Genomic DNA, 20,577 nt, shown 5'->3' with positions numbered 1-20,577 from the left:
ACTTTAGCGCAATAGGGTAGATAGAGAGCTATGTTTTAGGGAAAACTGCGATCGCACTCATTAATGCGATCGCTACTTACTTTAATAACAATACCGCTTGACTATTTGTTACAAATTTCGGTTATTTGACTGTACATATAGGAAGCCGATTTGATTCCTGAAAAAATCTAAGTACAAAATTTGAATTTGGAATTGCTGTAACATATAAAAAAAGACAGGCAAGATGCCTGTCCTACAAGTAATAATTTCGCCAAGAATTTAGAAATTCATCTCAGCAGCTTGAACTTTCTCAACCTGCTTCTTCTTCAGCACTAGCATAACTTGAGCCAACATTACAAGAGCGATAAACGCAATCATCCACTTGACTCTAGATGCGTCTTGCAATACGATTTCTGCATCTATTTGACCAAATCCACCAACATTCGGGTTGCTGGTCAAAGCATCACCTGACTTAACTGTTTGCCCTTCGGAAACAAGCAATTCTGGCCCTAAAGGAATCGTATCAACGACAACATCACCAGATTCAGGTTGAATGTTGACTAGATATTTGACGTTACCATCTTCATCTTCCTCTTTGGCAATCTTGGTAATTGTGCCAGTAGCGGAAGCGTTGTAAACAGTGTTGTTGCTCTTTTCGCCAGTGGGATAAACTTGTCCGCGTCCCCGATTACCACCTACGTGAACTGAATATTTACCGAAGTGGATGTTTTTGTCGGTTGCGGGGTTAGGAGAAAGAACTGGGAAGATGATTTCCTGATACTGTTCACCTGGTAAAGGGCCAACAATGACGACGTTTTCTTTATCTTCGCTGTAGGGTTGGAAGGCAGTGTCGCCAATTTCTTCTTTAAGTTCCTCGGAAATACGGTCTTCGGGAGCAATCTTAAAGCCTTCAGGTAGCATCAGTACAGCACCGACGTTCAAGCCAACCTTGGAACCATCAGCACCAACTTGCTGGGCGCTCAAATCGTAAGGAATTTTCACTACAGCTTTGAATACAGTGTCAGGTAGCACCGATTGAGGAACTTCCACAATTGTCGGCTTGGCCGCTAGGTGACAGTTGGCACAAACAATCCGCCCGGTTGGTTCGCGGGGGGTTTCGGGATAGGTTTGCTGTGCCCAAAATGGATAGGCCGCAGCTGATTGGGGAAGTGCTAAATCGCTGGTGAAGTAAAATGTCACAGTGGCGATCGCTATGAGCAATGTTTTTACAATCGCTCTAGCACTGCGAGTTAACCTCGCTGTTATGAAAACATTTCTCATCTCTAATAAGGGCGACGATTGAATTAGTCATTAGTCATCGGTCATTAGTCATTAGTCATTAAGCCCTGAACAAAGGACAAATGACTAAGGACAAAATTATTAACCCCACCAAGGTGCATCACCTGTGCGGAAGTCGGTTTCAGTCCAAGGGGTTAAAACGATTTTGTCGTCGTTGACGTTGGTGTGGGCTAAAGCCAGAGACAGAGGTGCTGGGCCCCGAACAACTTTACCAGTTTCGTCATACTGGGAACCGTGACAAGGACATTTGAATTTGTTCTCAGCAATGTTCCAGGGGACGACACAACCTAAGTGGGTGCAGATGGCGTTAATGCCGTAATCTTTGATCGCCTCTTTGCTATCTACCACAATATAGGTAGGATCTCCCTTTAGTCCTTGGACTAGGTTGCGATCGCCTGCATTCCGGTTTTCTAGAAATTTAGTGACACTAACATCGTTACCTAGCTCGTCTTTTGCCGTTACACCGCCACCAGCACCACCAGCAGCGGGAGGAATAAAGTACTTGACAACGGGATACAATGCACCCAGAGCCACTCCGGTGACAGTCCCAAAAGTGAGCAGATTCATGAACTGACGACGCCCCATATCGGGCACGTCTGCTGATTCAGAAAATTGAGCCATAATCTACGCGCTCTTTGTGTATTTTGTTAAGCATTTTGACAAAAGTACTAGTACTTGAGCAACTCTTGTCTAAGTCGAAATGCTAGCGCTCACAACGATGCCATAATTCTTTGTTCCAAGATATAAAAAGCATCTTTTCTGTTAGCATTACATTTCTTTATATCCTTATCATACTGGAGTCACGGAACTTAACATCATAACTAAATGTAAAATCTGATTGAGAAAAGCTATGACAGGACAGGAATTACGTCAGATATTGCTTGATAAGTGGGGATATTCTTATGATGTCCAGTTTCGACGGGCACAGGGAAAGATATTTTTGCAAGTAATGTGGAAATATCTAGAGCAAGCTTCTTTTCCCTTGAGTGAGGCGGAGTACCAAGAACATCTCGATAGCATTGCCAATTATCTTCATGCCTTGGGTGGGTCAACACAGGTACAAACTTTTATTGCCCAAACCCGCGATCGCCCCCGACTCGGCAAAGCTGTTAGCATCCCTCTAGATTTGGGTGAGCGTTCTTCAGAATGGATATTGTAATCGAGTTTTCTTATGCAACTGAAAAATCAAACACTTAGAGGTGTGATGTATCGGATGGTAGACGGGTTTATCCTGGAACTAGAACCTCAGCAATCCAGCAACAGCAGCCATTCAAGCCAGTTCTATCACCGCCTGCAAGGAACTCTACAATCTCATCGCTCAAATTCCCAACGAGGAGCAAGTTCTCGCCAATGCTCTGAAATATCTGGTGGATGATTTTGAACTGGAGGCGATCGCGAAGCGCTGCTGCGTTGGCGTCTCTGAAAGATAAGCCTCTTTGCAAAAAGAAGCGCAGATCGGAAATCTAACCCAAACTCAGGGAAGCGATAATTGATTTATTCTGGTTGCACCCTTGGGATTTCACAACAGCGATTGAAGAAGTCTTGCGATTGCTTAAACACTCAAACTGGTGTGATTATTCCGATCATTGGGGCACGTAAATTAACGCAGTATCAAGACAACTTAGCTTCCTGAGAAGTTTACCTCTCGCCAGCACATCTGCAACCCTTAGATGAAGTGAGTAAAATTGAATTGGGTTTTTCCCATAACTTTTTGCAGAATGATGCAATTCGCGATCGCCTTTTCGGTGGTATATTCAATACCATAGAAAATCATCGTATATAACCAATAGTCATAAAGAGTAACACATTCAGGCATTAATATAATCTGTCGTCAGAGAGTTTCGCACAGGCAACTAAAATCTGTAAAGTTAGATGCAGAAGGCATTAATGTAGAACTATGAGCGACAACACCATTACATCACGTTTGTACCCTACTCGTATTGACATCCCGGCTGAAGCGCGAGTGCAAATCGTGGTACTTCTCAACCAAACCTTAGCAGCGACTTTGGATCTAAAAACCCAAACAAAGCAAGCACACTGGAATGTTAAAGGTACTGATTTCTACCAGTTACACGAATTATTTGATGAACTGGCTGGTGAATTGGAAGAGTACGTCGATATGGTAGCTGAACGCGTCACAGCTTTAGGCGGATACGCTTTTGGAACAGCCCGCGCCGCAGCTAGTAATTCAATTTTGCCAGAATATCCCTTAGATATTTTGGATGGTAAAGACCACGTAACAGCCTTGTCAGATCGCTTTGGAATCTATGCCAAACATATTAGAGAAGCGATCGCTAAAACTGATGACTTAGGTGATGCTGATACAGCTGACCTTTACACCGAAATTTCCCGCACCATTGACAAACGACTCTGGTTCTTAGAAGCTCATCTACAAGTAGCAGAAATTAAGGCAGAGAATGGCAAAGCGGGTACTACTAAAACTCAAAAGACACCTGCTGCTGTCAAATAAGCACTTTTGATAAACACTAGATTTAGTAGTAATCTGTCAATTCAAAAATTGATAGGTAAATTGCTTGTAGAGACGGCGATTTATCGCGTCTCTCTAACCATCAAAATGAATTTGACAGACTAGTGGTGCGTCAAATTTAAAATAGTGCATTAGACGTAGGTTGGGTGGAGCAGAGCGCAACCCAACATCTATCAGGATGTTGGCTTTGGCAAAGCCTCCAACGCCACTTGCTACAACGCTCTTAACCCGCGCGCCAACCTACAATTTCTTTGCCCTATTTTATTTAACCTTGCCACGCTACTAGCAACTAATCTTGTTGTTCACAAATTGAAATTGCAGTACTTTAGTTTTCAAAGAGTGTATCCCATTCAATTGAAAACATCTGTTAAATCTCACAGTATCTTTTTAGTAAGTACGCCACTTTTAAGTGCGTACTTTTCATTTTATATGTATATAATTTACTATTTAAATAGTTACAAATTAGGTCTAATCAGTCAGAATTCTCAATCTAAATTCTTCTAAAAACAATTAACAACGAGGTAAGCTTATGTCTCAAAATACAATTACCCACTTAATTCACGATCGCAATGCCCGTGGTCACGCGAAAATGGGCTGGCTCGATAGTTATCACACATTTTCCTTCGGTAGTTTTTACGATCCCAACCGCATGGGATTTCGCTCTCTGCGCGTGATCAACGACGATCGCATCGCCCCTGGTGCTGGATTCCCTACCCACAGTCATCGTGATATGGAAATCCTCACTTATGTCTTAGAAGGTGCTGTAGAGCATAAAGACAGCTTGGGTACTGGTTCAGTAATTCGTCCCGGTGATGCCCAAATTATGAGCGCTGGAACTGGAATCAGCCACAGCGAATTTAATCCTTCACCAACTGAGCCACTACACTTACTACAAATCTGGATTCTCCCCGATCGAGAAGGAATAACGCCAAGATATGAACAAAAAGCTTTTCCTCTCGAAGAAAAGCGCGGTAAACTCCGCTTAATTGCCTCTAAAGATGGGCGCGATGGTGCTGTGACAATTCACCAAGATGTTGAGCTATACACATCTGTTTTAGAGTCGGGTGATGTTGTTAATTATCAAGTAAAAAGCGATCGCTACGCCTGGTTACAAATAGCGCGAGGCATAGTCAACTTAAATGGCGAAGAACTCAGAGCCGGCGATGGTGTACAAATCAACGGCGAAGAACAGCTAGAAATTAGCACCAATATCGGCGGCGAAATCTTGCTTTTCGATTTAGGCTAATATCTCTTTTCTCTGTAAAAGGCTCATCTAAATGAGCCTTTTACTCAGAATATAATGTGCTTTGGGGTGAATTATGGCGATCGCAATCTCCGACAACTAAGCCACAAGTCTAAAAAACTGCTGAACGAGTATCAAAGACTCTCGCACGAGTATTAAAGACTCGCTCACGAATATCAGAGACTCTCGCGCGAGTATTAAAGTCTCGCTCACGAATATCAGAGACTCTCGCGCGAGTATTAAAGTCTCTCGCATGAATATCAAAGACTCGCCAACGAGTATCAAAGACTCTCGCACGAGTAAAAAAGACTCGACGACGAGTATCAAAGACTCGTGGATGAGCAAAAAAGACTCGCCAACGAGTATCAAAGACTCTCGCACGAGTATTAAAGACTAGCCGACGAGTATCAAAGGCTCGTGGATGAGTCAGCTTAACTCAAAATAGACGGATCGCTTACAGAAATTCTTCAAAATAGACGACAGATGCCAACCTGGGAAGCCAGATTAAATTCTGACTTTCTTAATTACGAATTACGAATTAAATCTTGCACTCTCGCCACGATTTGTCTAACTTCCTCAGCATCAGGAGATTGGATACGCTGCAATATCTCCAAGGCTCGCTGCAAATAATCTAGTGCTTGATTGTAATCGCCCTGTTGTTCTGCTACACCCCCTAACCGCCACAAATTCCTTCCCTTGCCTTGGACATTGCCGATTTGTTCATTAAGAGCAAGGGATTGTTCAAAAAAGGCGACTGCTGCATTGATTTCTCCACTATCGGCTTTGAGTTTTCCCAAGTTGTGTAACGTCGCCGCCTTGCCTTTGACATCGCCAATTTGTTCTTTGATGGTAAGGGATTGTTCATAAAAAGCGATCGCTTGTTCTATTTCTCCTTTATTGGCTTTTAGTCTCCCCATTTCGTGCAACGTAGCCGCCTTGAGTAAGACATTGCCGATTTGTTCTGTAATATCAAGAGATTCTTGATAAAGGTCGATCGCTTCTTTTATTTCTCCTCTATTGCCTCTAAGATGTCCCAAGTTGTGCAACATCGCTGCCTGACCTCGGACATCGCCGATTTGTTTAGTGATGGTAAGAGATTGTTCAAAAAGGGCGATCGCTTCTTCTATTTCTCCTATATTGCCTCTGAGATGTGCCAAGTTGTTCAACGTCGCGGCCTTAAGTTGGACATCGCCGATTTGTTCACTGATGGCAAGAGATTGTTCATAAAGGGCGATCGCTTCTTCTATTTCTCCTATATTGGCTTTAACCTGTCCCAAGTTGTGCAACGTCTCTGCTTGACCTTGGACATCGCCGATTTGTTTAGTGATGGCAAGGGATTGTTCATAAAGGGCGATCGCTTCTTCTATTTCTCCTCTATCGGCTTTGAGCAGTCCCAAGCTGTTCAATGTCGTCGCCTTGAGTTGGACATCGCCGATTTGTTCTGTGATAGCAAGGGATTGTTCATAAAGGGCGATCGCATCTTCTATTTCTCCTCTATTGGCTTTGAGCAGTCCTAAATTATGAATAATTGCTGCTTTTACTGTTTTGTCTTCTGGTGGACACCTATCTAGGGCTTGTTGATAATGCTCTTGGGCTTTACTCACTTCACCTAGTTGTTGTTCACAGCGAGCTAATGCATGTAACACTAAGTAATCTTTAGCAATTTCTAGAGTAGATTCGCACAACTTAACAGCTTCTCGAAATCGGCTTTGATTTCTCCAGTTCCTTGCTAACCTCTCTGCGATTTCTACAGCAATCTTATCTACCTTGCCTTGCAACGCCAGCCGATGAATTTCTAAGCCTTTTTCCTCGGTTGTGGTTTCCGTATTCTCTCGCCAAAGACGATACAATACCTCAGCCGCTTGCTTATAGAAAACTTCCCCATATTGCGGTAACTGCACAGGTAAAATACGCGGCACTCGTAACGCTTCATCATGGCTCACTTCCAACAGTCCCAACGCCACCGCCCGACTAATATAATGTTCCAAATTCGGGATAGTCTCACAAACTGCGGCTAAAGCTTCCCTCGGAACTGGTAACTCAAACACCAAACCCCGTGACAACATCTCCCGCATGGTTGTATCCATCTGTTGCAACAACGCCTCTGCCAAAACTTGCTCTCGCAACTCCACCGGATCTGCTGCTAACCGATTTAAAATTGCCGCCACATCAACAGTTTGATTTTGCAGAATCTTATCCAACCATTCCAGCAAGCGGGGATTACCATCTGCTAACTTCTGCGCTTGTGATTTTAACGCCTCATCCACCTGAGATTTAGAATTAAAGGCAGTGAGGCGACTAAACTTTTTTTGCAAATCTGCGCCTTGCAGTGCATCCAACGGCTGTTTATAGAAATGCTGCAACTGGGTAAATTCAAAATCGTAACGACAGGTAATAATGATGCGGTGGGAAGTGGAATTTTCTCTAATTGCCCAAACTAAAGCTTTCATTACCTCTGCTGCTTCTGCTTGCAAGACATAAGTCCGATCGCGAGGTTCTAAATTCGCTTCAAAGTCATCTAGCACTAACAAAAACGGCTTCGCTTCTTCATGCAACTGCTGGAAAACTCGCCGCAGCCGAAACTTCAATTTTTCATCATAATTTTGTAGGCGTTTGCGTTGTTCGTCGTCATCCAACTTTTCAGTCAAGCGACTCACCAAACTACCTTCATCGATTCGCCCTACCCAGACAACACGCTCAAAATTCGGCAGTCTGTCACAAAGCCTAGCTGCTAAACTACTTTTACCCAAACCGCCCATTCCATGAATCAACACCCCAACTTCATCGGTTGATTGACTCAGCACCCGTAAACAATTTTGTAATTGCCGACGACGACCAACAAAACTCTCTCGCGTCGGGACTTTCACCTTACCAGCAGGATCTAAAAACTGGGTAGAAACAGAAAGCGGTGGTGCTGGTTTCCGTCCAGGTTTCCGCAAAGGCGTAACTAATGAACTCGGTAAATTACCTGCTGCATAAAGCCGCAATAAATGCCAATCCCGCGCTTTGTTCTTAATTAATGTTTGATAAGTACAAGCAACAGCCTCAATGATTTGCTTTCCGGCTGATAATTCCTCATATAATGCGGCTGCTGCGGCTGTTGCATCAGGATCTAAAACCTTTTGACCCCAACCCAAAACCGCTTTTGCACCAGATTTGAGCAATTCTTCAGCCATTGACGGCACAGAACCGCCATTGCCAGCTTGCCCAGTGCGACAACCAGAGACGAAAATGAGTTTAGGCAATCGAAATTGTAATTCTTGGGCAATATCCCCAGCACTGGCATAGAAAGCTTCACCTGTTGCCGTTTCTGTAATAAAGCGGGGTTGCCCATCTTGTAAAGTAGCATGACCCGTCAAGTGCAAAACATCAAAATAATTTCTGTCGTAACCATCGACTAAATAACCCAACTCCGACAAACAGCCGCTTTCTTCCACCGTCAGCGCTAAAGGTTGCCGCTTTGTCGCCTCCAAAATCCGTGCTTCCTCTCCCTCAAAATCCAGCACAGGTTTGACATCCAGGGGCGAAGTAGCCATAAACAAAACTTGCAGCGCCCGGTTTTCTGGTTCCCCGTCAATGGTCAATTTTTTTACCGTGCTATCCGACACCCAACGCACCGGGACAATAGCCGGGACACGCTGCACTAAAAAACCATTGCCATCGTGCAGCACTTCCCAAGGCAAATGGGCGAGCTTTTCTGTTGTAGCGATCGCTAACACAATCCCCTCACGCCGATACTTATCTAATAAGGTTTGCAGCCAGCGATCGCTCCCATCCAACCAGTTATACAACCGCCGCCCAGTTACCGTATAATCCTCTGGGAAAAACGAGACGTAATAATCTCTCTCAGCCAGCTTAATCAAGTCGGCGACTTCTGATAGAGGAAGCGATCGCCTTTCATACTGGTTTGGATTATCAACAAAGTAACGTAACTCTGCGTAATTCTCATCAACTGGCTTGAGGTCGAGGTGGAGGGTTTGCACGTTCTCAATCTTGAGACTTCAGTATTTACCCCAAGTCTACCACCCCCAATTCCGTCTCTACGATTCTAAAATTTGGCGAATCTCTTCTAGGGTTGCATCCTCTAAAAGGAGTCGCCTACCATTGCGCCCGACAATCAACACCTTTTCAATTCTTTTACCAGACTGTTTAGCTTTATACTCTTGATACCACTTGCGGATTTGTTCAGCAATAGCGATCGCAGCCCCAACAATACCAACGATGGTAGTAGTAGTCCGCGCAGACCGACTTTGCCTGTGTAAAATGAGACTGTTGGAAAACTATATCTAAATCACGGTTATACTTTCTCATAAAACCAACAAAACAACTGGGCGGCAATGTCCAAAAAGTTCTTAGTTTGGGAAAGATGTATCAGACTTTAATAATTATTAGAGGTGGCTGTAATGCCGACGATTCATTTTGTAGATGGTGAAAAAGGCGGGGTAGGAAAATCTCTGTTTACCAGGACAATGATTCAGTATTGCCTGGATAAGAAAATCCCGTTCGTACCAGTGGAGACAGATAGATCGAATCCAGATGTTGCAGGGGTATATAAGGAGATATGTAAATATGCCGTTTTTAGTGAAAATGAACGACAGTCAAATAAGGCAGATAGGATATTTGAGTGGGCAATAGAAAAGCCAGTAATTGTGAATTTAGCTGCACAATCCCATAGAGCAGTACAAGGGTGGATTGAATCTAACCAATTAATTGAACTAGGAAGTTCGCAGGGAGTGACGTTTTGCAAATGGTTTGTATCCACAGGAGGATATGACAGCATCAACCTATTTACTCAGTCAGTGAATACCTACGGTGATAAAATCCCCCATATTCTGGTGAAGAATTTAGGGCTGTGTGATGATTGGGAGCATCTAGAGTCAGACTCCAATTTTCAGAACATAGTCAATAAATATCAGATAAGAGTTATGGATTTTCCGAAGTTAGCATATAGAGAAAGAAACATAATTGACCAAAATCGCCTAACGTTTGCAGAAGCTAGAGAGTATAAAGAATTTGGGATAATTGGCAAACAGAGAGTGGTGAATTTTCTGAAGCTTGCTTATGGTGCTTTTGAGAAAGTAGGTATCTGGTATGAAAAACTTGAATAGTTTTGCCGTCAGCTTGTGTGAGTAGGTTTTTGATAAGCTAAAAAACATCTAATTTGCATAATCAAATTAAACATAACTCTTGTGGGGTGGGCATCTTGCCCGCCCAGCTTATGCAATTTAAATATGGAACAGCTTATCAGTGAAAAAGCAAGGGGGCAGGAAGGGGAACCACCCACAAGGGAAAAGGCTTTTACCTCCGAACCGCAGGGAGAAACTCTATCTTCCCCCTGTCTCTTGTGAATTTGACTACAATCCTTAAAAAGAGTAGTAAAAACCTAAATGTCTAAAAAGTCCGATTCTCAGTTCCAAAATCTCTTTAGTTCACCCAAATCAAGCAACTGGGACGAAAGATTAGCCCAAATAGCCTATCGCTTTAACCGCGAGTATCAACGTGAAACCTTTGAACTCCCAGAAGAAGTACAAGCGATGCCGATATTCCGCGAGTGGATTGCTGGGAGTTTCTCAGGGAGAATTGCTTCACCTTTCTGGGAAATTGCTAAACCTCAAAAAAACCAGCACTGTATAGATATTGGCTGTGGGATCAGCTTTTTAATTTATCCTTGGCGGGATTGGCAAGCATTTTTTCACGGGCAAGAAATCAGTAATGTGGCACGCGATACCCTTAATTCCCGTGGGCCGCAGTTGAATTCTAAGCTGTTCAAGGGTGTTGAGTTGGGAGCAGCCCATCAGTTAAACTACTCACCAGAGCAATTTGACATTGCGATCGCCACAGGATTTAGCTGTTATTTTCCACTCGAATATTGGGATGCTGTATTAGCAGAGGTTAAGCGGGTGTTAAAACCTGGTGGACATTTTGTATTTGACGTTCTCAATCCAGAACAGCCTTTAGCAGAAGATTGGGCAGTTCTAGAAACCTATTTGGGTGCTGAAGTGTTTTTAGAGCCTTTGGCTAAGTGGGAAAAAACCATTAAAGCGGCTGGTGCTAAAATAGTGACGCAGAAATCAGGGGAATTATTTGAGTTGTATAAGATCCGATTCTAAAAATCTTACAGCAGATTTCAAATTGGTGAGGTACACAAGCTAAGTCTATTAACCAAGTATAAAGCGTGTTTTACCCTTGAATTCTGTTAGCGCAGCGGGGCGTAGCCCATTCAGAATTCTGAATTTAGAATTCTGAATTCTGCTGTATTACTCAGGGATAAGTGGACTCATGGGATCTAAAGAAGTTGTAAAAACAAAATAGATTACCCCAGTTCCGAGAATCATCACAGCCAGACTGAACAGCAACACCCAGCGGTCTGTTGGTTCATAAGTATCTTCTTCGATATCACGACGGACAGCGAAATAGTGTGACGTTGAGAGCCAGACGGTGATTAAACCCACCAGCGAGAAGACTAAACCTAACTTCCAGCCGTTACCCGGACGGGGTACTAAAGGTACTTGGAAGGCACGCAAACGCACGATGACCACGCCAAAACCTAAAAGAGCGATCCCTGTCCGCATCCAAGCGAGGTAGGTACGCTCATTTGCCAAGTGATCTCGGATTCTGGACGGATTCAGTCGTCCTGGCTTTTTTTTCTCTTTATCTTCTTCTGTAGGTTTCAATTTTAACTGCATCAATAACACCCTTATCCCCAAAGCGGCTCTGATCAAAAAAATGCGAAGGTAGTAGGAAATTTCTTTCCAAATAACTCGCACAGAGCGCAATATTTGCGCTACTGAAATATGCTTATTGCGATTGTACATTTTTTTCAAAATTTATTTTAATGCAGATATCGAAAGAAAACAAGCCTGACCGAATTATTCGGAATTCGTAATTGATGGTACAGACAATCTGTCAGCAATCAGAGGTCATAAAAAAAACAGCCAAGATTCAGAGAGATTTTTCACCAGTGCATGTCCTGTTCTTTCTCTGAAATTGGCTGTTACCCTGTTGAAATTGAGAACAATCTATAAACAGTTATCAGTCTAAATCCCTTACTATACGCCTAGTAACTGTTTAGTGTTCAATGATTTAAGACTTCATGGTAGGTGCATTGGGAACGCGTGTATCTATTAGAGCTTGTGACACATTCGGGATAAACCAGTTAATCTCGTTAGCTTTGACAATTTGAGCATTAGGAATATTGATTTCAATTGCAGCATTATCTGGATTAGTCTTAATCGCTAACTTACTGCCATCAGGTATCTTAATCGCTACTGCCTCTGTAAATTCCTGAGCTTGTCCGTCTGCGGTTAAACCTGAAATTGTGACATCATTTGGGAGATAGAAACCATCACAATCCCAGTTATTTTTAGTGGACTGACCATCAGCGAGAAAATATAGACCGTTGTCGTACACGGCATCTTCATTCTCTTCGCCGTTTGTGGTTTTACCATATACTGCTACAGTATTACCTGTTTTGTTTTCACATTGACCCCAGTTGATTCCCGTCTCTAAAGCATATTTTTGGAATGCTAAATCATCAATTTTCTGCTGAATTTCTTCCGGGGTGACACCTTCTACTTGAGTTTGGGCTTCTTTTGCCTGAGTCAACTCATTAATTGCTTTCGTGACTTCAATGTAATCAGGGTTTTTGCTAAATTTTGGTCTATCAGCAAAAGAAGGTTGAGCAAAGGCGAGATTGGCGATAATTATTAAGAGAATTAGCAGAGATTTCCAGATTTTCATGTTTTGATTCCTGTTGATGGCTAAGATATTTTGCAGCTTGAGATTTATTTATACACTTAACTTTTCTTGTTCTTCACTCGATTGTTGAGTATTGAAACCTAAAAGTAATGAGAATATATAACTAGAAATTACAGATAAAAGAGTCCAAGTAACATTTTCGGTGACAATAAACACGCCCAAACCAATCAAGATACAAGGTACAAAAGTGTTGCCATTTTCAGTTAAAAAGTTGGCGATCGCAGGCAAGTAGGTTAACTTGTAAGCGGTATAACACCATACACCCACTAGGGTGAAAAATACACTTAGGATCACCAGCAGACTATCTAATTCTGAGTTGGCAAACAGAGGCACGTAGATGCTGATATTATCACTGCCATTAGCAAAGGCGATCGCAGCTACATTGCAAGTTTGTGGAGAGAGAAAATTTTTAATTATAGAGGGACAAGACGGCTCAGTTTCTTCAGCTTCCTCTTGTGAATCCTCTTCGCGTTTTAGTAAACTGCTCACACCAATGATTATTGGCATTAAGCCAAGTAGTCTAATCCAGTCCTGCGGTATGATCATTCCACCGAAGAAACCGGGAAGGCTAGCAACGATCAATGCTGCAAAACCGAGATACTGACCAGCCAGGATATGACGACTACGGAACGTTTTACTTATTTGTGAAAAAAGCAACGTCAGAATGACAATATCATCAATGTTGGTGGCAGTGAATGCGGTAATCCCTGTGGTAATTGCAGTTACTAAATCGCTCATTTTTGGAAGTCCTTATTTTGATGCTTGGGCATTGGGCAATTCAATTTTGAATTTTGGATTGAGGATTTTGGATTAAATTTCAATCTAAAATCTAAAATTCTTACTCCTCTGCTCTCTACTTGGCCGTTTGAGTCCGTGCCGAAGCCTTGATTTATACTTTAGTCAAACTAACCGATAGAATCAAATGCTTTTATTTGTCAAAATGATAAATGAAAGTGATTAAAATTTTGACACCAAGTTGTAGGGATACCATAAAATGGCAGGAATGACGCTTGAGCAGCTAAAAATCTTTCTGGCTGTGGCGCAGCATTTACACTTTACTCGTGCAGCCGAGGAGCTTTATATTACACAACCTGCCGTCAGTGCAGCGATCCACAACTTAGAGCAAGAATACGGTGTGAAACTATTCCATCGGATTGGTCGCCACATCGAGATTGCTGAGGCGGGTAAATTACTGCAAGTGGAAGCGCAGAAAATTCTCGATCAAGTTTCCTTGACTGAAAGGGGATTGCGAGAATTGAACAATCTGCAACGGGGTGAATTGAAGTTAGGGTCGAGTCTGACAATTGGCAACTACTGGCTACCAAGTAAAATTAGTGAGTTTAAGAACCAATATCCTGGTATCCAGATTGACTGCACCCTTGCCAATGCCGAAACGATTTGTGTCGGTACAGCGATGGGACAGTTTGATTTAGGCTTGGTAGAAGGAGATGTGAAGCCAGCGCTTCAGAATACTCTGGAGTACGAAATAGTGGGGAGCGATCGCTTGCAAATTGTGGTTGGTCAAAAACACCCTTGGTTTGAGTGGGGAGAAGTTGATTTAAGCCAACTAACTCAAACTCCTTGGGTGATGCGGGTGCGGGAATCGGGAACCCAGCAAAGGTTTGAGGAAGCGTTGCAAAATTGGGGGATTAACCTCAGTGAACTGAACGTAATTTTAGTATTCACCAGTGGCGAGATGGCAAAAGCTGCAATTGAAAATGGCGTCGGTGCAACTGGAATTTCTGAGTTGATGGTAAAAAAAGAAATTCAGTTGGGAACTCTACGGGCAATTCGAGTTATTGATAATAGAGAAGGCAACGGTGCGATCGCAGAAATAGTCCGACCTTTTTTCAAACTCAAGCATCGTCAGCGTTTTCAAACTGCTCTTTCTAAAGTCTTTGAACAAATGTTGATATCGTCTATGTCAGATGGCTCATATCAGCATTTATCAAAATCAGTTATTTAACGTTTTACAGCTATTTTCACGTAAATAACCACGCGGTAGAGGTACAGCCAGGAAACGGTCGGTTAGAAACCGCGTCTATACAAACAAAACCCACCTCCGTGGGTTTCAAATCCTTAATTTGATCTTAGTCCGCGGAGGCGGACTTTGCCTGTGTAGCAGCGAATTTTATTCGCCAGGTCTTAAGTTGACACCTATGAGCATTTCTGTGCCCTTACGACAGATGTAGTTCAAATACAGAAAAACGGCTACGGGCGGGCGAGACGCCCACCCCACAAGAGTTAATTGGATATTTTTTTATTTGGAAGTCCCTTAAGTCTAGGCTAATTCTCCCAAGCAAGAGTACGTTTCACTGCCTTTTGCCAAGTAGCAAAGTTCGACAAAGGAAAATCGCTTTTTGGCTCAAATACATACTCAATCTGCCGTTGTCTCACCAGTTCTTCATAGCTCTCCCAAAATCCTATAGCTAAACCTGCTGCAAATGCTGCACCCTGAACAGTTGTGTCACGCATAATCGGACGTTCGACTGGAATGCCTAACACATCAGCCTGAAACTGCATCAGAAAATTATTCTCGCAAGCACCGCCATCTACAGTTAATCGCCCAACTGGAGTACTGCTAGATGCATTTATCGCTTGCACCACCTCCAGAACTTGATAGGCGATCGCTTCCAGCACGGCGCGAACTAGATGCTCTGGTTGTACGCTGGCGGTAATCCCGAAAAAGGCTCCCCTCGCGCTCATATCCCAGTAGGGCGCACCCAATCCACTAAATGCAGGCACAAAATATACTCCGCCATTATCTTTTACCTGATTTGCCATTGCTTCAGTTTCAGCAGCAGTTTTAATTAGCTTGAGGCGATCGCGCAACCATTGAATACAAGCTCCACTAGTAAACATACTGCCTTCTAGAGCATAGCCTACATCTAAATCTCCGCTTGGCTTTCTTTGTGTCCAGGCAATGGTAGAAATAAGTTGATGGTGGGATCGCACAATCTCGTCACCTGTATGAGCAACTAAAAAGCTACCAGTACCGTAAGTACATTTCATCAAACCGGGGCGATCGCAGCCATGACCAAATAGAGCAGCTTGCTGATCTCCCAAGATGGCAGTAATGGGAATTTCAGCGCCCAACAAGGTAGTATCAGTGACTCCAAATACTCCTAAACTGGGCTGAATCTGGGGCAAAATATGAACTGGAATTTGAAACAGATCCAATAAAACCTCATCCCAATCACAGGTTTTGAGATTCATTAGCATTGTACGGCTGGCGTTGCTGTGGTCAGTCGCATGGACTTTCCCACCTGTGAGGTTCCACAACACCCAGGTATCAATAGTGCCGGCTAAGACATTGTTCAGGTCAACATCGGTAAACTTGTCTAAGAGCCATCTGAGCTTGGTAGCAGAAAAATAAGCATCAATGATTAATCCGGTGCGATCGTAAATTTCTTCAGCGTAGCCTTGCTCTTGTAACTGGTGGCAAAGTGGAGCAGTGCGGCGATCTTGCCAGACGATCGCTCTATGGAGTGGTTTACCAGTAGTTTTGTCCCAAATCAAACAGGTTTCGCGCTGTACAGTTAGTCCCAAAGCTGCGATCGCTGATGGAGCAATTTGAGCATTCTCAATTGCAGTTTGCATTACCCAACAAGTATCCTGCCAGATTTGTTGTGGGTCATGTTCTAACCATCCAGGCTGGGGATAATGCTGAGTTAGTTCTTTGTATGCCTGCCCAACAATCTTGCCGTCTGCGTTAAATACAAAGGCGCGGTTGCCTGTCGTACCTAAGTCCAGTGCTAAGATGTAGCCCGATGATGGAGTTGTGTTGCCAAGTGTGTACATAGCCGCTTTGAATGCTGCGTAGGCGTAGCCCGTCATAGGCAATGCGTTCAATCAGATATACATTATTTTGGGTACATTTTGAATTCCTTATTTGCATCGCATTCCGCTTACAATACTGCGTAGGTTTTGCATTTTTAACTCGGAATTGGGTTTTGAGAAAAGGTTAAAGGTTTTTTCTTTCCCCTTTTCCCCGCCCCTTATCCCCAGAGGGGGCCCCACCTTCCCCTTTTCCCCAAAACCCGACAAGTATTGATTCCGCTTACATTGCGTCCCTGTATATTTTATCGAGTAAGGCAGTTATCGAACTCCAAGAAATAAATTATCCAATATTGTGGGGTGGGCAACATGAGCGCCTTATGGACTGGGCGGGCAAGATGCCCACCCCACAAGAGTTAATTGGATATTTTTTGGAAGTTCCTTATTTGTTAATGCCCCTATCCCCTTCAACGAATGCCATCATTATCAATAGCGCTATAACTGTCGCTGGGGAAAAGCCCCAACCAAGGGTCAGAACTAGGAGTTAAAAATAGTTGGGCATATACTTTATCATTGAGCGCTTCCACACTCCTTGTTTGCCTACCTTGTATAAACCATTGATGAATTTGGCTGTGCAGCATATATTCATTTCTGACTGTATCTAAAGCCATTGTGGCTTCAAATTTTTTGACTATTATCGGCAAGTTATCTTCCTGAGTCTTGGCAGACTGAGACTTTTTAGCTCTAATTAGAGAAATGCTGTTCTGATCTAGCTTGACATCAGCGGCATAGAGTTGAGCGATTTTTTCCCACACTTTCTGATCGGTTATTTCCGCTAAGGCATTTTGATTCCGTTCAGCATCAGACTGTAAAGCAGTCAGCATTGGTGTTTCAACTCTCATTTTAGAAACTGCTAGAGAGCTTGCTATTGCTGCTGTCGGTGGTTGACTGGAATTTTTCGGAATTTCCACCAACTTAGGGGGAGACTGGATACCCAGGCGAGATAAATCTGCAACCCATTGAGCTTGGATTGAGTTCAGGCGATCGCTATGGTATTTTCTTAAAAAAGACTCGCGATCGCTTGGTGTAAGTTTACTGTAACTTTTTACTGCTACTTCAGCCTGCTGTAGCTGGCGCAAAAATTCTTTGGGACTATATAACCCTGGAATTGCATCGATTGGGCGACCTGATGCATCTAATATGTAATGAATGCTATTGCCTGTAATCGTTCGCTCTAACTTGCGTCCGTCGCCAAAATCAATAGTTACCTTGGGTACAGGACGTACTGATTGCCAGTGCAAAATGAAGCGGTCTTGAAGCAGTTTAGAAATTTCAACATTCGGATACAGTGCGACTCTAAAGAACCTACTATTCGCACAACTCAAATCTTGATCCAGCTTGCCCAATAACCGTAGAGATAAAATGGGTTTACCACTAGTTTTAGCAGCAGCTTTGGCTTGTTCTATATCAGTGTACCAGTACAGACGAGAGGCGTAACAGTCTCGTTGCTGGCAGAGTTCATCTAAGGCTACACGGAGTACAGAGGAAGGTAGAACTGTACCTGAAGAATCGCTATTTAACGTATTGGCATGAGATTTGAGAAATACTTGTAATCCTGTTGGGCCTTGTTTCCGAAGTACAGAAACTTCTTGAGATAGCTTGGAGATTTCATCTACAGGAGTTTGAGCATCAGCTGTCTGCAAAAAACTGAAGCTGATTAACATGAGTGCAAAAGGATATTCGAAGGTTCTAAATTTCATATATTTTCAGAATTTACTAATATTTGATATGTGTGCTAATGGTTTTTATGAATCACTTTCAAGACCTTTATTAAAACCTTGTAAACTACAAATTCTGCAAATTATATTTTTTGGAACTTGTAATTTTTTATAGTGTATCTGTACTATAACAGTCCTAAATCATTCATGGCAATTAGAGAGAGATAGAATTTTTACTGAGCCACAACTACTGCAACTCAAGGCTTGAAAGATGGATTCAGGAACAACACATCAAAGTATCGTGTTAATAACGACCAAAAACTAGTACAACACGGCGTAAATAAACCACCTATTCAAAATCAATGAAATGCTTACGCTGTATTAATCTTGAATTTTGAATTTTGAATTTTGAATTCCGCCTTGCGGTACTAGCCTCAAAGTGCTACCAATACGTGGGATGCTGGTTGATGATTAGTGAGTTTTACCAATGTCTGTTGTTTCTAGTATCACTGTTACTGTTCCCGCCACAACTGCTAATTTGGGGCCTGGTTTTGATTGCATCGGTGTAGCTTTAAAGCTATACAACCAATTCAAGTTCACTCGTTTAGAAGAGGGTGGGCTAACTATTCATGTTACTGGTACGGAAGCTGAACGAGTCCAAACTGATGAAAATAATCTCCTCTACCAAGCATTTGTCAAGTTCTATCAACATATAGAGCAAACACCGCCCACTGTAAAAATAGAGATTAAGTTAGGTGTTCCGTTAGCAAGGGGTTTGGGTAGTTCAGCCACAGCAATTGTTGCTGGGTTGGTTGCTGCTAATCAACTTGAGGGTACACCGATCAGTCAGTCACAGGTAATGGAATTAGCGATCGCAATGGAAGGACATCCTGATAATGTAGTTCCAGCTTTGTTGGGAGGATGTCGTCTCGCTGCTACCAGTGGCACAGCTTGGGAAATTTGTGATGTTCCCTGGCATAAAGATGTTGTCGCAGTTGTGGCTATTCCTGATTTTGAACTTTCCACTTCCGAGGCGCGGGGTGTTCTCCCAACAGAAGTAAGTCGTGCTGATGCGATTTTCAATACGGCACATTTGGGATTATTGTTGCGCGGTCTGGAAACTGGTAACGGACAATGGTTAAAGACTGCTCTACAAGATAGATTGCATCAACCATATCGTAAAGCTTTGATTCCTGGTTATGATGCTCTCAACATTGCAGCTGTTAGCGCTGGTGCTTATGGTATGGTGATTAGTGGTGCGGGGCCAACACTGTTAGCTTTGGCAGATAAGTTACACTCAGAGGCAGTGGAGGCGGCGATGTTAGCTGCTTGGCAAGAAGAAGGAATTACAGCCGAGGTGCGATCGCTTTCTCTTGATACCCAAGGCGCAAAAATCTTTTAAAAAATTCAGATGACTATTTTACTCAGCACTTAAAAGTCGATTTATGGAGCAAATTCAGGCTGAAATGGCGGCGCTTAACTCCCAAATACAGATTCTTTTAGAAGAACGTGCCGCACTCACTATTAATAATGTCATCTCTGGCGAGAATGATTCACCACAGGCATTGGTGGAAGCATACCGCCGTCAAGCCAGAGAAAATGCCCAATTATCAGTTGAAATCCAAGGCATCGATGCAGCGATCGCCGCCTTGGAAGGCAAGATCAAACAAAAACAAGGTAAGTTAGTGCGATCGCAAGGTGAATCAAAGCAACTTATCCTCCAGCAGCAGCTAGAGGAAGCCAAAGAAATTGCTCAGATTCATGCTGAACGCATTAATCAACTAGCGGGAGAACTGGCCGCAGAAGTCCGTTTTCTTAAAGCTTGTGCCAATCAACTTAGTCCAATGTATTGGCAGATTTATTACAAGCCCTTCATTACTGGGTTCAAAACAATCTCCGTCCCCTATGTCCGCTCAGATGGGGAAGTGTGGACAATTGTCAACCGGATAGTGTGAAGGATAGCCCTTTCAAGGTGATTCGTAAAATCTCTGTTTTTCTCTCTGCGCTCTCTGTGCCTCTGCGGTTTAAAAGTAATTTATTTAACCACAGAGACGAACAGCTCTGACAATTGGGCTTAACCATGAAATATGACGGAATTGTAACGGTGGCTTTAGCTGCCGTTTTTTGTTGACGTTGCAAAAGTTTACATTTAGAATAGAAAACGGCAAAATACGATAAGTATTTATTCTTATTTATCCTGAAAAACTGACATTTGACGAGTATATATTCCTATCGACATCAAAAATTTAATCTTTGAAAGCTCAACAATGTTTACAAAAGTCAAAATCCCTTAATATAATGTAACTAAAAGCGAG

18 protein-coding genes are annotated in these 20,577 nt (G+C 42.9%); 9 read left to right on the top strand and 9 right to left on the bottom strand.

Annotated elements, in window-relative coordinates; translation table 11 throughout:
• Nucleotides 1-258: 258 nt before the first annotated feature.
• Nucleotides 259-1,260, bottom strand: coding sequence for a cytochrome f (gene petA / locus FD723_RS00535; protein ID WP_179063613.1), 1,002 nt, complete (start codon nucleotides 1,258-1,260; stop codon nucleotides 259-261).
• A 99-nt stretch (nucleotides 1,261-1,359) separates the two neighbouring features.
• Nucleotides 1,360-1,899 (bottom strand): cytochrome b6-f complex iron-sulfur subunit, encoded by a 540-nt coding sequence (gene petC / locus FD723_RS00530; protein WP_179063612.1) that lies wholly within the window; start codon nucleotides 1,897-1,899, stop codon nucleotides 1,360-1,362.
• Nucleotides 1,900-2,128: 229 nt separating this feature from the next.
• On the opposite strand from petC, the gene FD723_RS00525 reads away from it, so the two are divergent.
• Nucleotides 2,129-2,437, top strand: coding sequence for a DUF3067 family protein (locus FD723_RS00525; RefSeq protein WP_179063611.1), 309 nt, complete (start codon nucleotides 2,129-2,131; stop codon nucleotides 2,435-2,437).
• Nucleotides 2,438-2,449: 12 nt separating this feature from the next.
• Nucleotides 2,450-2,653: a hypothetical protein gene (locus FD723_RS00520; RefSeq protein WP_179063610.1), complete on the top strand. Its 204-nt coding sequence runs from the start codon at nucleotides 2,450-2,452 to the stop codon at nucleotides 2,651-2,653.
• A gap of 291 nt (nucleotides 2,654-2,944) precedes the next feature.
• On the opposite strand, the gene FD723_RS43860 is transcribed toward FD723_RS00520, so the two are convergent.
• On the bottom strand, nucleotides 2,945-3,094 hold the full coding sequence (locus FD723_RS43860; protein ID WP_179063609.1) for a hypothetical protein: 150 nt from the start codon (nucleotides 3,092-3,094) through the stop codon (nucleotides 2,945-2,947).
• Between the two features lie 81 nt (nucleotides 3,095-3,175).
• On the opposite strand from FD723_RS43860, the gene dps reads away from it, so the two are divergent.
• Together dps and FD723_RS00505 are read left to right on the top strand one after the other, a co-directional pair.
• The gene (gene dps, locus FD723_RS00510) at nucleotides 3,176-3,748 is read left to right on the top strand and encodes a DNA starvation/stationary phase protection protein Dps (RefSeq protein ID WP_179063608.1); all 573 of its coding nucleotides are present in this window, start codon (nucleotides 3,176-3,178) and stop codon (nucleotides 3,746-3,748) included.
• 547 nt (nucleotides 3,749-4,295) lie between these two features.
• The gene (locus tag FD723_RS00505) at nucleotides 4,296-5,012 is read left to right on the top strand and encodes a pirin family protein (RefSeq protein WP_179063607.1); all 717 of its coding nucleotides are present in this window, start codon (nucleotides 4,296-4,298) and stop codon (nucleotides 5,010-5,012) included.
• 521 nt (nucleotides 5,013-5,533) lie between these two features.
• Here the strand turns inward: FD723_RS00505 and FD723_RS00500 are convergent.
• On the bottom strand, nucleotides 5,534-8,992 hold the full coding sequence (locus FD723_RS00500) for a tetratricopeptide repeat protein (RefSeq protein ID WP_179063606.1): 3,459 nt from the start codon (nucleotides 8,990-8,992) through the stop codon (nucleotides 5,534-5,536).
• A 420-nt stretch (nucleotides 8,993-9,412) separates the two neighbouring features.
• Between FD723_RS00500 and FD723_RS00495 the strand changes: the two genes are divergently transcribed.
• Both FD723_RS00495 and FD723_RS00490 read left to right on the top strand, forming a co-directional pair.
• Nucleotides 9,413-10,117 (top strand): mobilization protein, encoded by a 705-nt coding sequence (locus FD723_RS00495; protein ID WP_179063605.1) that lies wholly within the window; start codon nucleotides 9,413-9,415, stop codon nucleotides 10,115-10,117.
• A 279-nt stretch (nucleotides 10,118-10,396) separates the two neighbouring features.
• Nucleotides 10,397-11,119 carry a class I SAM-dependent methyltransferase gene (locus FD723_RS00490; protein WP_179063604.1) on the top strand — a complete coding sequence of 241 codons (723 nt, stop codon included), beginning with the start codon at nucleotides 10,397-10,399 and terminating at the stop codon, nucleotides 11,117-11,119.
• Between the two features lie 147 nt (nucleotides 11,120-11,266).
• On the opposite strand, the gene FD723_RS00485 is transcribed toward FD723_RS00490, so the two are convergent.
• From FD723_RS00485 to FD723_RS00475, 3 genes are all read right to left on the bottom strand, one after another.
• A complete protein-coding gene (locus FD723_RS00485; RefSeq protein WP_306297008.1) occupies nucleotides 11,267-11,824 on the bottom strand; it encodes a YidH family protein in 558 nt (185 codons plus the stop codon).
• 268 nt (nucleotides 11,825-12,092) lie between these two features.
• Nucleotides 12,093-12,749: a hypothetical protein gene (locus FD723_RS00480; RefSeq protein ID WP_179063603.1), complete on the bottom strand. Its 657-nt coding sequence runs from the start codon at nucleotides 12,747-12,749 to the stop codon at nucleotides 12,093-12,095.
• Between the two features lie 48 nt (nucleotides 12,750-12,797).
• A complete protein-coding gene (locus FD723_RS00475) occupies nucleotides 12,798-13,505 on the bottom strand; it encodes a cadmium resistance transporter (RefSeq protein ID WP_179063602.1) in 708 nt (235 codons plus the stop codon).
• A gap of 256 nt (nucleotides 13,506-13,761) precedes the next feature.
• Here FD723_RS00475 and FD723_RS00470 point away from each other — a divergent pair, with 256 nt between their 5' ends.
• Nucleotides 13,762-14,733, top strand: coding sequence for a LysR substrate-binding domain-containing protein (locus tag FD723_RS00470; protein WP_179063601.1), 972 nt, complete (start codon nucleotides 13,762-13,764; stop codon nucleotides 14,731-14,733).
• A gap of 320 nt (nucleotides 14,734-15,053) precedes the next feature.
• Here the strand turns inward: FD723_RS00470 and glpK are convergent, their stop codons facing one another.
• Both glpK and FD723_RS00460 read right to left on the bottom strand, forming a co-directional pair.
• Nucleotides 15,054-16,568, bottom strand: coding sequence for a glycerol kinase GlpK (glpK, locus tag FD723_RS00465; RefSeq protein WP_179068969.1), 1,515 nt, complete (start codon nucleotides 16,566-16,568; stop codon nucleotides 15,054-15,056).
• 443 nt (nucleotides 16,569-17,011) lie between these two features.
• Nucleotides 17,012-18,304, bottom strand: a complete 1,293-nt coding sequence (locus tag FD723_RS00460; RefSeq protein ID WP_179063600.1) for a hypothetical protein — start codon at nucleotides 18,302-18,304, stop codon at nucleotides 17,012-17,014.
• A gap of 445 nt (nucleotides 18,305-18,749) precedes the next feature.
• On the opposite strand from FD723_RS00460, the gene thrB reads away from it, so the two are divergent.
• Both thrB and FD723_RS00450 read left to right on the top strand, forming a co-directional pair.
• On the top strand, nucleotides 18,750-19,664 hold the full coding sequence (gene thrB / locus FD723_RS00455; protein ID WP_179063599.1) for a homoserine kinase: 915 nt from the start codon (nucleotides 18,750-18,752) through the stop codon (nucleotides 19,662-19,664).
• 43 nt (nucleotides 19,665-19,707) lie between these two features.
• Nucleotides 19,708-20,217, top strand: a complete 510-nt coding sequence (locus FD723_RS00450; protein ID WP_179063598.1) for a hypothetical protein — start codon at nucleotides 19,708-19,710, stop codon at nucleotides 20,215-20,217.
• Nucleotides 20,218-20,577 lie beyond the last annotated feature (360 nt).

This window comes from Nostoc sp. C052 (genome assembly GCF_013393905.1).
Taxonomy (GTDB): domain Bacteria; phylum Cyanobacteriota; class Cyanobacteriia; order Cyanobacteriales; family Nostocaceae; genus Nostoc.
Note: the sequence above shows the minus strand (reverse complement) of the source record. Positions and strands in the feature narration are given on the sequence as shown.

What these genes read in the sequence shown, in the direction of transcription:
- FD723_RS00460 (WP_179063600.1), bottom strand. Translation starts at nt 18,304, where the DNA reads ATGAAATTTAGAACCTTCGAATATCCTTTTGCACTCATGTTAATCAGC.
- FD723_RS00525 (WP_179063611.1), top strand. Translation starts at nt 2,129, where the DNA reads ATGACAGGACAGGAATTACGTCAGATATTGCTTGATAAGTGGGGATAT.
- FD723_RS00480 (WP_179063603.1), bottom strand. Translation starts at nt 12,749, where the DNA reads ATGAAAATCTGGAAATCTCTGCTAATTCTCTTAATAATTATCGCCAAT.
- FD723_RS00485 (WP_306297008.1), bottom strand. Translation starts at nt 11,824, where the DNA reads ATGTACAATCGCAATAAGCATATTTCAGTAGCGCAAATATTGCGCTCT.
- petC (WP_179063612.1), bottom strand. Translation starts at nt 1,899, where the DNA reads ATGGCTCAATTTTCTGAATCAGCAGACGTGCCCGATATGGGGCGTCGT.
- FD723_RS00520 (WP_179063610.1), top strand. Translation starts at nt 2,450, where the DNA reads ATGCAACTGAAAAATCAAACACTTAGAGGTGTGATGTATCGGATGGTA.
- FD723_RS00470 (WP_179063601.1), top strand. Translation starts at nt 13,762, where the DNA reads ATGGCAGGAATGACGCTTGAGCAGCTAAAAATCTTTCTGGCTGTGGCG.
- dps (WP_179063608.1), top strand. Translation starts at nt 3,176, where the DNA reads ATGAGCGACAACACCATTACATCACGTTTGTACCCTACTCGTATTGAC.
- FD723_RS43860 (WP_179063609.1), bottom strand. Translation starts at nt 3,094, where the DNA reads ATGCCTGAATGTGTTACTCTTTATGACTATTGGTTATATACGATGATT.
- FD723_RS00495 (WP_179063605.1), top strand. Translation starts at nt 9,413, where the DNA reads ATGCCGACGATTCATTTTGTAGATGGTGAAAAAGGCGGGGTAGGAAAA.
- FD723_RS00490 (WP_179063604.1), top strand. Translation starts at nt 10,397, where the DNA reads ATGTCTAAAAAGTCCGATTCTCAGTTCCAAAATCTCTTTAGTTCACCC.
- glpK (WP_179068969.1), bottom strand. Translation starts at nt 16,568, where the DNA reads ATGTACACACTTGGCAACACAACTCCATCATCGGGCTACATCTTAGCA.
- thrB (WP_179063599.1), top strand. Translation starts at nt 18,750, where the DNA reads ATGTCTGTTGTTTCTAGTATCACTGTTACTGTTCCCGCCACAACTGCT.
- petA (WP_179063613.1), bottom strand. Translation starts at nt 1,260, where the DNA reads ATGAGAAATGTTTTCATAACAGCGAGGTTAACTCGCAGTGCTAGAGCG.
- FD723_RS00475 (WP_179063602.1), bottom strand. Translation starts at nt 13,505, where the DNA reads ATGAGCGATTTAGTAACTGCAATTACCACAGGGATTACCGCATTCACT.
- FD723_RS00450 (WP_179063598.1), top strand. Translation starts at nt 19,708, where the DNA reads ATGGAGCAAATTCAGGCTGAAATGGCGGCGCTTAACTCCCAAATACAG.
- FD723_RS00505 (WP_179063607.1), top strand. Translation starts at nt 4,296, where the DNA reads ATGTCTCAAAATACAATTACCCACTTAATTCACGATCGCAATGCCCGT.